Here is a 15,820-nt window from a genome sequence, read left to right as displayed (position 1 = left end):
GCAAGGTTGCTTGATAGGACTTTTTTCGCGACAAGGTCGCCCATGGCCACTGCAGAAAAACGTTTCATAAAAGCCTTCTCAGAGTTTTGTCAGTGCCACCTGGGTCACAGCGCAGCAGCGAGGGAAATTGAGGCAAAAATCGTTAAAAACGTCAGACCAATGGGCAACTCAATCTGCCTATACGGCCTCGTACGCCGGAAAAAAAAGCCGCCCACAGCGTGACCTGATAAGCGCATTGGCAAATTTAATCATCGGCGTTTTGGGCTGTATGTCACCCGAATCCCGGACAATCACGGGACACGGAAATATTTCGCAATTTCTCGATTATCTTTTTGATATTTAAGAATTTTTAAGAACAAAAAAGCACGACACCGGCAGTTTTGAAAACTATAGGTGTCGTGCTTGGGGGAAAGGCGTCGGCATCGCCTGGATCAGGCGCGACGGTCCTCGGCGACAAGGCTCACATCGGAGACGATATGGCCGTCGACCAACTTGACGATGCGGTCAGCCAATTGGAAGTATTGATCATCATGCGTAATGATCAGCACGGTCTTTCCGCGACGCTTGAGCTCCGGCAGCAACTCTTCATAGAAGAAGCGCTTGAACGGAGGATCCTGGTCCGCCGCCCACTCATCGAGGACATACACCGGGCGATCTTCCAGGTAGGCACACACCAGGGCCAGGCGTTTTTGCTGGCCGTAGGACAGCTCTTTGGTGGTGGAATACCCCAGCCCTTCGATCTTGATTTTTTCGGCCAGGCCCAGTGCGGCCAGGTACTTCTGCGCCTGGGCCGGATTGACCTCCTCACCTTCAGGACCGATCAGGCGGTTGAACAGATGGAAGTCGCTGAATACCGCGGAAAACAGGTCACGGTAGTCACTGCGGGTTTCATCGTTGACGGCGACGCCGTCGAGCAATATCTGCCCGGCCTGGGGCACGTACAACCCGCACAGCGCCTTGACCAGGGTACTTTTGCCGCAACCGTTGCCGCCGATGATGTAGATCAACTCACCGCTGTTGATGGTCAGGTCGACCGGCCCCAGCGCGAAACCGTTCTCCGCGTCGGCACCACGATAGTTCATCACCACACCCTTGAGCGTGATCTGGCGCCAATGCTTCTTGTGCTCCAGACGCAGGACATTGGTGTTATCCGGCTCGTCCTGTTCGGCGTGGTGTTCGTTGATCAGGAAACCAAATTCCGCGAGACGGCTGACCGCAATCCGCCCTTGCGCCACGACCGGCATTGCACCGATCAGCAACCCCAGCGGCCCCAGGATATACATCACCGTCAACACGCTGCCGGTCATCACTTGACTGTCAGCCACCATCAGCAACGGCAACGCGAACACCAGGCTGCCGATCAGCAGTGACTGGGTGACCAGCCCCATGTTTTCCGCACCGAGGTACCACATATGCTCGATGAAATTGAAGCGCGCCACCCGCGTGGACGACTCCTTGATGGCAGAACGGCCAAACCAGCGGCGGCGAATGCCATTGAGCTTCAACTCCTTGAGGCCGAAGACCAACCCGTGCGTGTGTTCGTTGAAAGCGGTGAACTCATCACGCACGCGGCCGGTGAACTTTACGCCGCCGAGAAACAGGAAGACGTACAGAATCGCACCCACTGCCAACAACGCCAGGGTTAACGCAAACACCGTCCACGACAGGTAAGCCAGGTAAGCCAGGCCGCACATGAACACCGTGCATTCCACCAGGACCACGGGCATCACCAGCAGCGTCGCATTGAGCTGCGGAATATCGGTGGTCAGCAGCGTCAGCACATTGGGCGGGCCGCGCCGATCCACTTCTTCGAGGGGCGAAGAAAGGATTTTCTGGCACAACGCTATGCGCAGGCGCGTCATCAATTTCATGTTGGCGTACGCGGGAAACAAGGTCGCGCCGTTGCGAAACGCCAGCGCCACCACACTCAAACCGACAAACCAGTACAGCAAGTGCAACCGCGATCCCTGCTCGTAGATCGCCTGGTTGATCACGTTCACCACCGCGATCGCCGCCACGCCACTGATGATGCCGGTAACCACTGAAAAGAAGGCCAGCCAGGGATGATTTTGCCAAAGCAAGCGCAAGACCGAGCCCGGCTTGGGCGGCTTCTCATGCTCTTTATTCATGGATTAACTCCTCAAATACACTCAAGACCGGGCAAGGCCCGTCAGGCAAACCGCTGCGACTGGCCAGGGTGCCGGAGCCGCAAGTGTACGGATTGCCCGGAATTCGGCTGTCCCCGAAAGCCTGTACAAAGCGTTGAGTGAGGCAAATCCATGAGGGGCAAGCGGCTGAGGCTTGAATGTCCCCGCTTTCTATTACAGACCGTCGCGCAATGAGTGGGCCTAATACGGACCCGAGTTGAACCCTTCAGGAGTGAACGATGGCTGCACTGCTCGCTCACCAACAACTTATAAAAACGGCGCCATCAAGGATGATTGGACTATGGATCTGACCAGCAGTATTCGAAATGCGGACAGCCCACACTTCTATTTCATACTCGGCGAGTTGATCTCCAGTACTGACCAGGATCACTTCGCACTCAACATGCTCAAGCTGATCGACAAACTCTTACCGGTCACGGCGTTGACGCTCAGCGAATGGACACTCGATAAGTCAAACGCTCAACTGACCGACATCAAGCCCTTGGGCAATGCCGGCGACCCCGCCGACTTCCCTGCACCCGACGCAAGCCTTCCTGCCCATAACCCTCAATTGCTCAAGGAGGTGCTGGAGATGGAAGGCTCGCTGTTGATCCGTATGAACACGCGACCCAAAGGTGCAGCCGGCAAGGGCACGCGCCGTGCGGCGCACCAGTGCACGCTGGCGTCACGCGACGGCAACCGGCGCTGCGTGGTGACCTTGTATCGGTCGCCCACGCACAAGGATTTTTCCTTGAGCGAATTGTCGCTGCTCAAGAACCTCTCCGAAGCCCTGCTGCCGCTGATTGAAAATTATGCCCAGTTCAGCCGCCAGAGCTCACTGCGAAAAATGGGCAGTTGGATGGCGACCCTGGTCACCCATCAGGAACCGACGCACATTCATCGCGAATTTCAAAAGCGCCTGGCGTTGTGCGACATCACCTTATCGACCCGCGAACAGGAAGTTTGCCTGGGTTTGCTCAACGGCAAGACGGTGCCGGAAATAGCAGAAACGCTGCAGCTGAAAAATAGCTCTATCGAAACCTACCTCAAGCGTGCCACCGCAAAGCTTGGGGTCAGCGGCCGACATGGATTGACCCGATGGATGGTCGGCGCCTAGCGCAACTCAAGCAACGGGTGGCTACGCAGCCACCCGTGCCCCTTTTCAAATGAGGCTGGCTCATGAACAAGTTTGCTTTCTCTCTGGTAACGGTTGCAGTGGCACTGAGCGGCTGCTCGCTCATCCCCGATTACCAGCAACCGGCCGCACCCGTGGCGCCACAGTACCCCCAAGGTCCGGCATATGCCGCTGCCGCTGGGACGGTCAGCGAAGAAGCGGCCAGCCAGGGATGGCGCACACTGTTTCGCGACCCGGCCCTGCAGCAACTGATTCAGACCGCCCTGACCCAGAACCGCGACCTGCGTGTGGCCGCCCTGAATGTCGAAGCCTACCGCGCGCAGTACCAGATACAGCGCGCCGACCTGTTCCCGGCGATTTCCGCGGGCGTCGGCGGTACCCGCCAGCGTGTGCCGGCGAGCATTACCCGCACCGGCAAAGCGGCAATCACCTCCACCTATTCGGCGACGCTGGGGATGAGTGCGTACGAACTGGATTTCTTCGGCCGCGTCCGCAGCCTCAGCGAGCAGGCGATGCAGGCTTACCTGGCCACCGAGCAAGCACGCCGCAGTGCGGAACTGAGCCTGGTCGCCAGCGTCGCCAATGCCTACCTGACTTGGCGCGCCGACCAGGAGTTACTGGTGCTGACCCGCCAGACCCTGGCCTCCTACGAGGAAAGCCTGCGCCTGACCACGCGCAGCCTGGCGGTGGGGACCGCGTCGTCACTGGACGCCGCACAGGCGCAAACCAGTGTCGAGAACGCCCGCGCCAACCTGGCGCGCTACGAGCGTCAAGTGGCGCAGGACCGCAACAGCCTGACGCTGTTGATCGGCGGCGCACTGCCGCCATCCTTGCCGGCGCGGCCGCTGGCCAGTGACTTGATCGCCCAGGTGCCTTCCGGCCTGCCGTCGGACCTGCTGCAACGCCGGCCCGATATCCTGCAGGCCGAATACCAGCTCAAGTCCGCCAACGCCAATATCGGCGCGGCCCGTGCCGCGTTCTTCCCCAGCGTCAGCCTGACGGCGAATGCGGGCGCCTCCAGCTCCCAACTGTCCAGCCTGTTCAAGGGTGGCTCGGGCAGTTGGACGTTCCAGCCCCAGATCAACCTGCCGATCTTCAATGCCGGCAGCCTGCGCGCAAGCCTCGACTATTCCAAGCTGCAGAAAGACATCGGTATCGCACGGTATGAAAAAGCCATTCAGACGGCGTTCCAGGAAGTCTCCGATGGCTTGGCGGCACGCCAGACCTATGACGATCAACTGAGCGCGCAACGCGACCTGGTGCGGGCGAACCAGACCTATTACGACCTCGCGCAACGTCGCTATAAAATCGGCGTGGACAGCAACCTGGTCTTTCTCGATGCACAGCGCTCGCTGTTTTCCTCGCAACAGACGCTGATCACCGACCGGTTGGCGCAACTGGTCGCCGAGGTCAACCTGTACACCGCCCTGGGCGGCGCCTGGGGAGAACCGACCCGCCTGGCCGTTGCCGAGACGCGCCCATGAGCACCTTCGAGCCCGGGCAATATGTACGCCTGCGCTCGGGGGGCAAGAGAATGCTGGTCAAACCAGCCCAAGACAGCACGCACCTGCCCAACACCACGCTGGTGCCCTGTGAATATCAAGAGAAAAAACGCACGGTCGTAGGGTTTTACATCGCCGCCAACCTCAAGTTGGCGGACGCGCCGCCGAAGGCGTCACGCGAGTGAGCACGTCGGCGCTCCAAATCAGCCCCAAGCTTGAGCTGACTTCAAATCACAACCGGACAGTTGTTGATTCATTCAAATTCTAAAGGATTGGAATATGAGCAAGATTGATTTTTCCTCAGTAAAGAAACTGGCGAACGATGCAGCGTCGTTGATGCCGTCAATCGCCGGCAAGAAAATCCTCATGGGGTTCTGGCACAACTGGCCGGCGGGTTCCAGTGACGGTTACCAGCAGGGGCAGTTCGCCAACCTCAACCTGGTGGACATCCCCAAGGAATACAACGTGGTGGCTGTGGCCTTCATGAAAGGCAACGGCATTCCCACGTTCAAGCCTTACAACCTGTCGGACGAAGAGTTTCGTCGCCAGGTCGGGGTGCTCAACAGTCAGGGCCGCGCCGTATTGATCTCCCTCGGCGGTGCCGATGCGCATATCGAGTTGCATGACGGTGACGAGCGACCGCTGGCCAGGGAAATCATCCGCCTGGTGGAAACTTATGGTTTTGATGGACTGGACATCGACCTTGAGCAGAAAGCCATTCACACCGCCAACAACAAGACCGTTTTGCCGGCTGCACTGAAACTGGTGAAGGATCACTACGCGGGCGAAGGCAAACATTTCATTATCAGCATGGCACCGGAGTTCCCGTATCTCGTCACGACCGGGGCGTACGTCGCCTACATCCAGGCACTGGAGGGTTACTACGATTTCATCGCGCCGCAGTACTACAACCAAGGGGGCGACGGTGTGTGGGTCCAGGAAGTCAACGGCGGAAAGGGTGAGTGGATTGCCCAGAACAATGATGCGCTGAAAGAAGACTTCCTGTTTTATCTGACTGAAAGCCTGCTCACAGGCACTCGTGAATACATCAAGATTGCCGCCGACAAGTTCGTGATCGGCTTGCCTAGTAATGTCGATGCGGCGGCGACCGGGTACGTGATTGACCCGGCGGCGGTGAGCAATGCCTTCAAGCGCCTGGATGCGGCAGGGTTGTCGGTCAAGGGGCTGATGACCTGGTCGGTGAACTGGGATGACGGCCTCAACAAGCAGGGAGCCCACTACAACTGGGAGTTCCGCAACCGTTACGCATCACTGATCCATGGCGACAGTGGCAATGAGCGGCCTTCGGCGCCGGGGAGCTTGTCTTCCCCAGCCCGGACGGAAGTCAGCGTGACCTTGAACTGGAGCGCTGCCAGCGGTGTGCGCCCGATCGAGTTTTATACCTTGTATCGCAATGGCAGCCCGGTAGGCCAGACCGCTGCGTTGACCTTTACGGACGATGGCCTGACAGCGGATACCCAGTACAGCTATTTCGTCACCGCCACCGATAGCCAAGGCAACCAGTCGTTGCCGAGTGTCAGCCTGAACGTCAAGACCGCAGGTGGAATGACTGACCCGCAATACCCGGAGTGGCAACTGAATCATCACTATCGCAAGGACGATGGGGTGACGTATGAAGGCAATCGCTACGCGTGTATTCAGGAGCACACCTCCAATAGCGGTTGGGCCCCGAATGTTGCCTTTACCCTTTGGTCCAGGGTGGCGATTCAACGGCGGGCGTGATCCGCCGCAGACGATAACCAAGAGGACGCATTGCCGGCCGCATAAACAAAATGCCCGTACCTTTCGATACGGGCATTTTTGTTTATGTGCCTGGGCTGATTATCACGTGTGAAGCAATAAACCCTTCGTGGCTTTTTCCACGGCCTTTTTGGGCCCTCGAATACCGATCCCAACCAGGTTCAGATGCTGGGGGTCTTCTGCCAGAAATGCCTCACGGTTCGCCTGATCGTGGCCGGTTGAAAACATCGCAAAGACGTAGGGCACTATCGTGATATCGCGTGCCAGAGCTACGCGATGGGCAGTCTGGAGGCCCGCCAGATCGGCTTCGAATATCAGCATCGGCTGTCCCAGCATCTTTGCATAAAGGTGGCCATTCGCATCGACATAGGCGTCGCCCATGGCTTCGGGAGCCGCCGACGCGATACCGGTTGCAAGAAATGCGACGACGTTCAAACGCTGCCAGATCTTCAAGTCGTTGCGCACGATGATCGCGACTTTGGTGTCGAACATTAGCGGCTCCAATACCGTTTTCATTGGGGGCGGAATTAGCCGGTATTATTCGCAGCAATGACGTCAGCGGCTAGAACGTTTGTGCATGCCCGCTGCGCGGCGCGCACCTCATAGGAGAAACCTGACGGTTGTTAGCTGAAACAACGTTCTTGCAACACGCTTTTCACCAGCGTGCGCGTCACCGACAAAACCTCTTCTACCTGCCTATCAAGCGCTGCTGGGGATGCTGCCTCTTCCAGTTTGAGGACGCGCAGCGGGTGACCACAGACTGATCCCAGCCAGGTGAGACGGGGTATCGGGCTGACTTCGACATCCAGTAAAAAGCAGCCCTTGGATACACCGCGCAGCAGTTGGCTGGCCTGACAGGGGGTTGCCGGCGCCGAGGCTGTCGGGTTGGAGCCCGACTGCAGCCAGTCGAGCATAAACGCCCTCGATTGCCGGACCGCCAGGTAGGCGACCTGATCCCAGTCGTCAATCGCCATGTGCAACGCGTCAATCAGGTATTTGGGCAAAGCGGCGCTGGTCACGATGACCACCCCGGTATCCGCCAGGGGTTCTTTCACCCAGATTGCAGACTGTGATATCGCATGCATGATGGTACTCCCGGCAGGATTCTGGACGCGAGCGTGACTCCAGGCAGCGTTACGTTTAACCGTTACGGAACAGGAAGCTGTAGGCGTTCAGCGCCGGCACCCCGCCCAGGTGTGCGTAAAGCACTTTCGAGCCTTCGGGGAATTCACCACGACGCACCATTTCAATCATGCCGTGCATCGATTTACCTTCGTACACCGGATCTGTCAGCACCCCTTCAAGGCGGCCGCACAGGCGGATGGCTTCCAATGTGCCTTCGTTGGGCAAGCCATATTCGGGGTAGGCAAAACGCGTATCGAGCACCACATCCGCCTCGGTAATCTCTTGACCCAGCTCCACCAGCTCAGCGGTGTGTCGAGCGATACGCAGGATCTGTGCCTTGGTCTGTTCCGGCTTGGCCGAAGCATCAATACCAATCACCTTCCTGGAACGACCGTCGGCGGCGAAACCGACAACCATGCCCGCCTGCGTACTGCCGGTCACCGAGCAGACCACGATGTAGTCAAACTGGAAGCCCAGTTCTTTTTCCTGCTGCCGCACTTCTTCGGCAAAACCGACGAAGCCCAGGCCGCCGTAGGGGTGCTCGGAACAACCCGCCGGAATCGGAAAGGGTTTGCCACCCTGCTCCACGACATCACTCATGGCCTTTTCCCAACTTGGCCGAATGCCAATATCGAAGCCTGCTGCGTCAAGCCGCACGTCAGCGCCCATGATGCGCGACATCTCGATGTTGCCTACGCGGTCATACACTGCGTCGGAATAGTTCACCCAGTTTTCCTGCACCAGCACGCACTTCATGCCCAAGTGAGCTGCGACTGCAGCGACCTGGCGGGTCTGGTTCGACTGAATGCCACCGATGGACACCAGCGTATCGCAGCCTTGCTCGATCGCCTCGGGGATCAGGTATTCGAGCTTGCGCGTCTTGTTCCCGCCAAAGGCCAGGCCGCTATTGCAGTCTTCACGTTTGGCATACAGCTCGACCTTGCCCCCCAGATGTTCACTCAGGCGCTTCAAGGGCGTGATGGGAGAAGGACCGAAGGTCAACGGATAACGTTTAAAACGATTCAGGTTCATGACTGTGCTCCTTGATAGTGGATATCCAAACGCCAGGCCGAGAGAAAGAGGCCACATTCCGGGCTCTTTCAGGAGGGCTTCGATGAGTTAAATACTAAGAAGAATTCAGAAAATATGTGTTGCAAGTTTTTTCCATTTGGAAAAACATAATTTCCAGCAATTCACATCACACACACTTTTAATGTGTAAAACACGATATGAAAGCAACAAATAATCGCCACAAGCCGGGCACTACAGTCCCAGAGCCGCAGCCACTGGATCGAACCGACCGCGCGATTCTCAAGGCCCTGCAACGAGATGCCTCCATCTCCAATGTGGCGCTTGCGGAGAAGGTGAAATTGAGTGCCCCGGCCTGCCTCAGGCGTGTCGAGCGGCTCAAGCAGGTCGGCCTGATCAAAGGTATCGTCGCACTGCTGGACAATGACGCGCTGGACGCGGGGATGGTGGTCTTGATCGGTGTCGTGCTGGACCGCTCCACACCGGAATCTTTCGCCGCCTTCGAGGCGGCCGCACAAAAAGTCTCCGGCTGCATGGAATGCCATGTGGTGACGGGAGAGTTCGACTACTTCATGTTGATACGGACCAAGGACAGCAACAGTTTCAACCGGCTCCACGCGGAGCAATTGCTTTACCTGCCCGGCGTTCGCCAGATTCGGTCATTCATGGGGCTGCGCCAGGTCCTGTCGACGACCCAGATTCCGTTTTGAGGCTTGAACCAGATTCGAAAGGCTGCGCGTTTTTCGTTGATCGGCGAGTTCCCGCCAGAACCTGCCTGGAATCTGAGCAAAAAAAAAGCCACTCGATTGAGTGGCTTTTTCTTTGTGTCTGGAGCGGGAAACGAGACTCGAACTCGCGACCCCGACCTTGGCAAGGTCGTGCTCTACCAACTGAGCTATTCCCGCTTGGTGTTGCGCATTCTATAGATTTATCAGAACCCGTCAACCTCTTGATTCAAAAAAGTTTATTTCTTTTCAACGGTAGTGCGCAGATGAGGCCAGGCAGCGCGCAGGTATTGGAGCATGGACCACAGGGTCAGGCCGGCCGCAATCAGCAGCAAGGCGTAGCCAATGAATACCCAGAACGAAAAGTCCGAAGGGTTGGCCAGCAGGATCACCAGGGCGAGCATTTGCGCGGCGGTTTTCCATTTACCCAGGTTCGATACGGCAACATGGGCGCGGGCACCGATTTCGGCCATCCATTCGCGCAGGGCCGAAACGACGATCTCGCGACCGATGATCACCGCGGCCGGCAAGGTCAGCCACAGGTTACCGTGCTCCTGCACCAGCAGGACCAGGGCCACCGCGACCATGAGCTTGTCTGCCACCGGGTCGAGGAACGCGCCGAACGGCGTGCTCTGTTCCAGGCGGCGGGCCAGGTAGCCATCGAGCCAGTCGGTGGCGGCGGCAAAGGCAAATACCGAACTGGAGGCCGCATAGCTCCATTCGTAAGGTAAATAGAACAGCAAAATAAAAATCGGAATAAGCAGGACGCGTAGAACGGTGATCAGATTAGGGATATTCATCGGCACAACTGGCTACGAGGTGAGAAGGCATTCTATTCGCTGTGCAGATTCGCATAAATCAACTCAGCGAGCTTTTTACTGATACCGGGTGCTTTGGCTATTTCGTCAATGCTGGCACGGGACAGCTCCTGCAAGCCACCAAAATGTTTAAGCAGGTCGCGACGCCGTGTCGGGCCAACCCCCGCCACCCCTTCCAGGGTTGAGGTGCGCCGGGTTTTGCCACGCCGGGCGCGGTGACCGGTAATGGCAAAACGGTGGGCTTCGTCGCGAATCTGTTGAATCAGGTGCAATGCAGGTGAGTCGCCCTTCAAAGTGAACTCATGGGCGGCATCATTCAAGTACAACGTTTCGAAACCGGCCTTTCGCGTGGTGCCCTTGGCCACACCGAGCAGGATCAGGTCGGGCACCGCCAGTTCGTTGAGCACGTCACGCGCCATGGACAACTGGCCCTTGCCGCCATCCACCAGCAGAATGTCGGGCAGCTTGCCCTCGCCGTCCTTCAATTTGCTGAAGCGTCGTGTGAGCGCCTGATGCATGGCGGCGTAGTCATCGCCGGCGGTAACGCCTTCGATGTTGTAGCGCCGGTAATCGGATTTGATCGGCCCTTCCGGCCCGAACACCACACAGGAGGCCACCGTGGCCTCGCCGCTGGAGTGGCTGATGTCGTAGCACTCCAGGCGCTGCGGTGGCTCGTCCAAGTGCAGGACCTCTGCCAGGGCGTCAAAGCGTGCGGCAACGTGCTGTCGATTCGCCAGGCGTGCGCCCAGGGCCTGCTCGGCATTGGTCACGGCCAATTGCTGCCAGCGCGCACGGGTGCCGCGTACCCGATGGCTGATGTCCAGCTCACGGCCACGCAGCTCGTGGATGGCCTCGATCAGCGTGGGAAAGTCTTCATGCACCACGTTGACGATCAGCTCCGACGGCAAGTCGCGCTCCGGACTGCTGACATAGTACTGGCCCAGGAACGCGGCCATGACTTCGGCGACGTCTTCGTCGATGCCGGTCTGCGGGAAGAAATTCTTGCTGCCCAGCACCCGCCCGCCCCGCACGCTGATCAGGTGCACACAAGCACCGCCCGGGTTGACGAAAGCGGCGATCACATCGACGTCACCGCTGCCACCTTCCATGCTTTGCTGGTCCTGGACGCGACGCAGCAGAGAGATCTGGTCACGCAGCTCAGCGGCGCGTTCGAAATCCAGGGTATTGGCGGCTTGCTCCATGGAAACCGAGAGTTCATCGGTGAGTGCATTACTGCGCCCCTCCAGGAACATGACGGAATGGCGAACATCCTCGGCATACTCCGCCGGTTCCACCAGGCCCACGCAGGGCGCCTTGCAGCGCTTGATCTGGTATTGCAGGCACGGCCGCGTGCGGTTCTTGTAGAAACTGTCTTCGCACTGACGCACAAAAAAGGTCTTTTGCAGCAAGCTCAGGCTTTCACGAATCGCACCGGCACTCGGGTACGGGCCGAAATACTTGCCCTTCTGCTTCTTCGCGCCCCGGTGAATACTCAGACGTGGGAAGGCGCCATCAGATAAAAACACATAGGGGTAGGATTTGTCGTCACGCAGCAGGATGTTATAGGGCGGACGCCATTCCTTGATCAGCGTCTGCTCAAGTAGCAGCGCTTCAGTCTCGTTGGCGGTAATGGTGGTTTCGACCTGGGCGATACGCGCCACCAGCGCAGCGGTTTTCGGCGCGAGACCGGTCTTGCGAAAGTAGCTCGCCAGCCGATTCTTCAGGTTCTTGGCTTTGCCGACGTAAAGCAGCCGCGCCTCGCTGTCGAACATGCGGTATACGCCGGGGCGGCCACTGCAGGTCGAGAGAAAGGCGCTCGGATCAAACGGTGTGGTCATGTCAGGCGCTGGCGTCCACCATGCCGTGGCGCACCGCGAGCAAGGTCAATTCAACATCACTGCTGATGGCAAGCTTCTCGAAGATACGATAGCGGTAGGTGTTGACGGTTTTTGGCGACAGGCACAGCTTATCGGAGATGGTCTGCACCTTCTGGCAACCCACGATCATCAAGGCGATCTGGATTTCCCGTTCCGAAAGTGCATCAAACGGCGAGTCACTGGTGGGCTGAAACGATTTGATCGCCAACTGCTGGGCAATCTGCGGGCTGATATACCGCTGGCCGGCAAACACCAGGCGAATGGCTTGCACCATCTCCGCCAGGCCCGCGCCCTTGGTCAGGTAGCCCGCCGCGCCTGCTTGAAGCAGGCGTGTTGGAAACGGGTCTTCCTCGCACACGGTCACCACCACGACTTTGATATCCGGATGGCTGCGCAACAATTTGGTAGTGGCACCAAGACCGCCGATCCCGGGCATCTTGACGTCCATCAAAACCACATCGGGTTTCAACTCCCGGGCCTTGATCAGGGATTCCTCCCCCGATTCGGCCTGGCCGACTACTTGCAGGCCATCGATGTCAGCCAGCATTCGTGTAATGCCTGTACGAACGAGATCATGGTCATCGACTACTAGCACCCTAATCAAGCAGACACCTCGCGATATGGTCTTATAGGTTGCTGAACACCTTAGCAAAAAACCAAGGCGCAGACCTAGCTGCAAGCGTCATATATATAGAGTTTGGATACATAGCGGCCACACAGCGCGACGCGATTAGCGCAGTTTGCTGTGAGAACGGTCAGGATTTACGGGGGTGCGACCTGTTTTTTTCCCGTTCAACCCAACTGAGCTGTCAGGAAGGTGAGCGACAGACCCTTTCCATCCGCCAGAAGCAGCCTTCGTCACCGACGATACTCAAACCCATGCGCTGATAAAGCCGCCTGGCCGGGTTTGTCTTGAACACGGTCAGGCGCAGCAGACCCTGCTCGCGAGCCTTCAGCGCCATCTGCGCCAACACCCAACTGCCAGCACCTTGCCCGCGCGCACCTTCGAGCATATGCAACTCGCGGATGTACAGCGCCGCGCTGTCACAACTCACGCTGATAAAACCCATGACACGCTCATCGCGGCAAACCAGCCAGTTTTCCCGACAGGCCCAGGCGGTATCAAAGCCATTATCCGACCATGACAAACCATACTGCAGGTAATAGTGGTTCATCGCCTCGTAGGTCAGGGTCCGGGCAAACAAGCGGTCCTGAGAGGTCGCTTCGCGCAGGTGAAACCCCATGAGGTTGCGCTCCTTCAACTCAAAGGTCGACTGCGTAGCCGCTCCAGCCGCCATCGGTACGCTGGGCAACCAGGAGTGCATCGCCAACACCCGGCGCGGCAGCCACCAGGCGCCCCTCGGCGTCCCATATGGCACTGCGACCGGCGCAAGCCCAGCCGCCAGACGGGCCACCGTGGTTGGCCATTAACACCAGCAGGCCATGTTCAACAGCATAGCCCTGGAGCAAGGCACTGTCCGTCGCATAGCCGCCTTCGCTGATCAGCACGCCGGCGGCGTACACACTGGCGCCGGCTTGCGCGGCCTGGCGTGGGAGAAGTCAGCGCAAACCGCCAACGCAATCCGCTCGCTCCCGAACTCAAGCGCCCGGCCACCCTGCCCCGCGACAAATGCCACCTCTTCGCCTGGGTGCAGATGTTGCTTGATGTAGACCGCCAATGAACCGTCTGCCGCCAACACCAGCGCACCAATCGATACGCCCGCCTCTGGCGCCAACCGGATCGGCATCCCGACCACCACCGTCAAGCGCAGTTCACGTGCGCTGTCGCGCAGCGGTGCCAGCACCCGATCGTGTGGATCAATCGCCAATGCCGCGGCCAAGGACGGCTCATACCCGGTCAACGACAACTCCGGAAATACCAGGCATTGCACACCACGCTCGGCTGCCGCCTGCATGAAGACCCGATGCCGTTCGATATTGGCCGCGACATCACCCGCGATGGAAATCGATTGAGCCGCAGCAAGGGTCAAGGCAGTCATGGTTACGTCCAGGCAGTCATCAAGGTTCTGTGAGCATATCTCGGCCTATAGTCGTCAGTCCTCTCAGGCAATAGAAATTACTGATTGAATCCACCCGTGCGCCTCTAGTAAGCTCCTCCCATCTTTCGGAGACACACCATGTTGCAACTCACCCACACTCAGGTTTGCCCTGCTGCCAGCGCCCAGCGCTCGGTATCGGCTACCCGTGTGAGCGGTTCGAGCGCAGCTGTAAGCTTTTATTTTGGGTATTGGTTTAGCCACTGGCGCGCCTGATACCTGAAATCGGCGCCCACTACTCAAGGGGTCGCCTACCAGAGAAATCTAAACCCCCGGTCGGCTCCCCGATCGGGGGTTTTGTTTTTTCAGGCCCCACTTATTTTCGGAACACTCAAGGAAATCACGACATGAACTACGCCACCTATTACCGCTACGACACCTGCACTGCCTGGCGATTTAGCAAGCTCCGTTCGGGACAGCCTGCCGCCTCCGATCGGTCACCTATTGGTGGCAAGCCAACACACGCAGCCAATACGGCCAATTGTCGAACACCCCAGTAGGGCAGAGCGCGCGGGAACAACCCGCCGCTTGCCCAGGAAGCCTTGAATATGAACTCCTCCGTCGCCGCTCTGCCCGTTTCGAACCTGAACAGCGCCAATGAAGCCCTGACTCAGCGTCTGCCCAGTTCCCTGGATTTAAAGCACCAATTGCCTCTCAGCCCGTTCCTCGTTGAACAGATCCACGCCCATCGCCAAGCCGTGCGCGCCATTCTCAATGGCGAAGATTCACGCTTGCTGGTGATTGTCGGCCCGTGTTCGATCCACGACCCGGAATCGGCCATGGAATACGCACGCAATCTGCAAAAGCTCGCCCGGGACGTCAGCGACCAGATGCTGCTGGTGATCCGCGCCTACGTCGAAAAACCGCGCACCACCATCGGCTGGAAAGGCCTGGCCTACGACCCACACCTGGACGGCAGCGATGACATGGCCACCGGCCTCAGCCTGTCCCGCGAACTGATGCGCGAAATGCTGCGCCTGGGCCTGCCGGTCGCTACCGAACTGCTGCAACCCATGGCTGCGGGCTACTTCGATGACCTGCTCAGCTGGGTCGCCATCGGCGCACGTACCACTGAATCGCAGATCCACCGCGAAATGGCCAGCGGCCTGGGTATGCCCGTGGGCTTCAAGAACGGCACCGACGGCGGCGTCGCGATTGCCTGTGATGCAATGCGCTCGGCGTCTCACCCACACCGCCATTTCGGCGTCGACAGCCAGGGCCATCCGGCGATCATCCAGACCCCCGGCAACCCCGACACGCACCTGGTGCTGCGCGGCGGTCATCGTGGGCCGAACTACGATGCGCAAAGCGTGGCGCAGGTGAAGCGCGACCTGGCCAAATCCAAGGTGGCGGCGCGGATCATGGTTGACTGCAGCCATGCCAACAGCGGTAAAGACCCGCTGCGTCAACCCGCCGTATTCAACGACGTGCTGGAGCAGCGCTTGCAGGGCGATACCTCGCTGATCGGCATGATGCTCGAGAGCCATTTGTTCGAAGGCTGCCAACCGCTGAGCCCGGCCATGAAATACGGTGTGTCGGTGACGGATGGTTGCCTGGGTTGGGACGGCACCGAGCAGTTGTTGCGCAGCGCCGCCGAACGTCTGCGCCTGCATCGCAACGCCAGCTGACGCCTGCAGGAGCGAG

Annotated in this window: 14 protein-coding genes, 1 tRNA gene and 1 pseudogene; 6 read left to right on the top strand and 10 right to left on the bottom strand. The window is 58.7% G+C overall.

The features are described 5' to 3' along the window. Positions 1–431: 431 nt before the first annotated feature. Positions 432–2,129, bottom strand: coding sequence for a cyclic peptide export ABC transporter (locus tag C9383_RS14740; RefSeq protein ID WP_090372016.1), 1,698 nt, complete (start codon positions 2,127–2,129; stop codon positions 432–434). A gap of 319 nt (positions 2,130–2,448) precedes the next feature. Between C9383_RS14740 and C9383_RS14735 the strand changes: the two genes are divergently transcribed. The 4 genes from C9383_RS14735 to C9383_RS14720 all read left to right on the top strand — a co-directional run bounded on the left by C9383_RS14735 (position 2,449) and on the right by C9383_RS14720 (position 6,527). Continuing rightward, positions 2,449–3,264 carry a helix-turn-helix transcriptional regulator gene (locus tag C9383_RS14735; RefSeq protein WP_060756412.1) on the top strand — a complete coding sequence of 272 codons (816 nt, stop codon included), beginning with the start codon at positions 2,449–2,451 and terminating at the stop codon, positions 3,262–3,264. Between the two features lie 62 nt (positions 3,265–3,326). Further along, positions 3,327–4,766: an efflux transporter outer membrane subunit gene (locus C9383_RS14730; RefSeq protein WP_090372018.1), complete on the top strand. Its 1,440-nt coding sequence runs from the start codon at positions 3,327–3,329 to the stop codon at positions 4,764–4,766. Next, complete coding sequence (locus tag C9383_RS14725; protein WP_060756414.1) at positions 4,763–4,969, top strand: hypothetical protein; 207 nt, start codon at positions 4,763–4,765, stop codon at positions 4,967–4,969. Before C9383_RS14730 ends, C9383_RS14725 begins: the two co-directional genes overlap by 4 nt. A 94-nt stretch (positions 4,970–5,063) precedes the next feature. Further along, on the top strand, positions 5,064–6,527 hold the full coding sequence (locus C9383_RS14720) for a carbohydrate-binding protein (protein ID WP_090372021.1): 1,464 nt from the start codon (positions 5,064–5,066) through the stop codon (positions 6,525–6,527). A gap of 102 nt (positions 6,528–6,629) precedes the next feature. On the opposite strand, the gene C9383_RS14715 is transcribed toward C9383_RS14720, so the two are convergent. The 3 genes from C9383_RS14715 to C9383_RS14705 all read right to left on the bottom strand — a co-directional run bounded on the left by C9383_RS14715 (position 6,630) and on the right by C9383_RS14705 (position 8,702). Beyond that, a complete protein-coding gene (locus C9383_RS14715; protein WP_090372023.1) occupies positions 6,630–7,037 on the bottom strand; it encodes a DUF2000 domain-containing protein in 408 nt (135 codons plus the stop codon). Between the two features lie 131 nt (positions 7,038–7,168). Further along, positions 7,169–7,630: a transketolase gene (locus C9383_RS14710; protein WP_090372026.1), complete on the bottom strand. Its 462-nt coding sequence runs from the start codon at positions 7,628–7,630 to the stop codon at positions 7,169–7,171. Between the two features lie 55 nt (positions 7,631–7,685). After that, on the bottom strand, positions 7,686–8,702 hold the full coding sequence (locus C9383_RS14705; RefSeq protein WP_090372028.1) for a 1-aminocyclopropane-1-carboxylate deaminase: 1,017 nt from the start codon (positions 8,700–8,702) through the stop codon (positions 7,686–7,688). 197 nt (positions 8,703–8,899) lie between these two features. Here C9383_RS14705 and C9383_RS14700 point away from each other — a divergent pair, with 197 nt between their 5' ends. Then, positions 8,900–9,409, top strand: coding sequence for an Lrp/AsnC family transcriptional regulator (locus C9383_RS14700; protein ID WP_090372030.1), 510 nt, complete (start codon positions 8,900–8,902; stop codon positions 9,407–9,409). Positions 9,410–9,528: 119 nt separating this feature from the next. On the opposite strand, the gene C9383_RS14695 is transcribed toward C9383_RS14700, so the two are convergent. The 6 genes and pseudogenes from C9383_RS14695 to C9383_RS14670 form a co-directional block, all read right to left on the bottom strand. Continuing rightward, positions 9,529–9,604 (bottom strand) — tRNA-Gly (locus tag C9383_RS14695). 59 nt (positions 9,605–9,663) lie between these two features. Next, entirely contained in the window at positions 9,664–10,224 is a 561-nt protein-coding gene (gene pgsA / locus C9383_RS14690) for a CDP-diacylglycerol--glycerol-3-phosphate 3-phosphatidyltransferase (protein ID WP_060756420.1), read from the bottom strand. Positions 10,225–10,256: 32 nt separating this feature from the next. Then, positions 10,257–12,080, bottom strand: a complete 1,824-nt coding sequence (uvrC, locus tag C9383_RS14685; protein WP_060756421.1) for an excinuclease ABC subunit UvrC — start codon at positions 12,078–12,080, stop codon at positions 10,257–10,259. A 1-nt stretch (position 12,081) separates the two neighbouring features. Then, the gene (gene gacA, locus C9383_RS14680; RefSeq protein WP_003190387.1) at positions 12,082–12,723 is read right to left on the bottom strand and encodes a response regulator transcription factor GacA; all 642 of its coding nucleotides are present in this window, start codon (positions 12,721–12,723) and stop codon (positions 12,082–12,084) included. A 205-nt stretch (positions 12,724–12,928) separates the two neighbouring features. Next, positions 12,929–13,363: a GNAT family N-acetyltransferase gene (locus tag C9383_RS14675; protein WP_090372032.1), complete on the bottom strand. Its 435-nt coding sequence runs from the start codon at positions 13,361–13,363 to the stop codon at positions 12,929–12,931. 19 nt (positions 13,364–13,382) lie between these two features. Next, positions 13,383–14,119: pseudogene (locus tag C9383_RS14670) on the bottom strand (carbon-nitrogen hydrolase family protein). A 605-nt stretch (positions 14,120–14,724) separates the two neighbouring features. Between C9383_RS14670 and C9383_RS14665 the strand changes: the two are divergent. Then, positions 14,725–15,804 (top strand): 3-deoxy-7-phosphoheptulonate synthase, encoded by a 1,080-nt coding sequence (locus C9383_RS14665; RefSeq protein ID WP_090372034.1) that lies wholly within the window; start codon positions 14,725–14,727, stop codon positions 15,802–15,804. Positions 15,805–15,820 lie beyond the last annotated feature (16 nt).

The organism is Pseudomonas palleroniana, from assembly GCF_003031675.1.
In the GTDB taxonomy this organism is placed as follows: domain Bacteria; phylum Pseudomonadota; class Gammaproteobacteria; order Pseudomonadales; family Pseudomonadaceae; genus Aquipseudomonas; species Aquipseudomonas palleroniana.
The sequence above is the reverse complement of the archived record's forward strand: the minus strand, read 5'-3'. Positions and strand labels throughout refer to the sequence as shown.

Excerpts from the sequence above, each read along its gene's own strand:
- C9383_RS14740 (WP_090372016.1), bottom strand. The coding sequence starts at position 2,129 with ATGAATAAAGAGCATGAGAAGCCGCCCAAGCCGGGCTCGGTCTTGCGC.
- C9383_RS14735 (WP_060756412.1), top strand. The coding sequence starts at position 2,449 with ATGGATCTGACCAGCAGTATTCGAAATGCGGACAGCCCACACTTCTAT.
- C9383_RS14730 (WP_090372018.1), top strand. The coding sequence starts at position 3,327 with ATGAACAAGTTTGCTTTCTCTCTGGTAACGGTTGCAGTGGCACTGAGC.
- C9383_RS14725 (WP_060756414.1), top strand. The coding sequence starts at position 4,763 with ATGAGCACCTTCGAGCCCGGGCAATATGTACGCCTGCGCTCGGGGGGC.
- C9383_RS14720 (WP_090372021.1), top strand. The coding sequence starts at position 5,064 with ATGAGCAAGATTGATTTTTCCTCAGTAAAGAAACTGGCGAACGATGCA.
- C9383_RS14715 (WP_090372023.1), bottom strand. The coding sequence starts at position 7,037 with ATGTTCGACACCAAAGTCGCGATCATCGTGCGCAACGACTTGAAGATC.
- C9383_RS14710 (WP_090372026.1), bottom strand. The coding sequence starts at position 7,630 with ATGCATGCGATATCACAGTCTGCAATCTGGGTGAAAGAACCCCTGGCG.
- C9383_RS14705 (WP_090372028.1), bottom strand. The coding sequence starts at position 8,702 with ATGAACCTGAATCGTTTTAAACGTTATCCGTTGACCTTCGGTCCTTCT.
- C9383_RS14700 (WP_090372030.1), top strand. The coding sequence starts at position 8,900 with ATGAAAGCAACAAATAATCGCCACAAGCCGGGCACTACAGTCCCAGAG.
- pgsA (WP_060756420.1), bottom strand. The coding sequence starts at position 10,224 with ATGAATATCCCTAATCTGATCACCGTTCTACGCGTCCTGCTTATTCCG.
- uvrC (WP_060756421.1), bottom strand. The coding sequence starts at position 12,080 with ATGACCACACCGTTTGATCCGAGCGCCTTTCTCTCGACCTGCAGTGGC.
- C9383_RS14675 (WP_090372032.1), bottom strand. The coding sequence starts at position 13,363 with ATGGGGTTTCACCTGCGCGAAGCGACCTCTCAGGACCGCTTGTTTGCC.
- C9383_RS14665 (WP_090372034.1), top strand. The coding sequence starts at position 14,725 with ATGAACTCCTCCGTCGCCGCTCTGCCCGTTTCGAACCTGAACAGCGCC.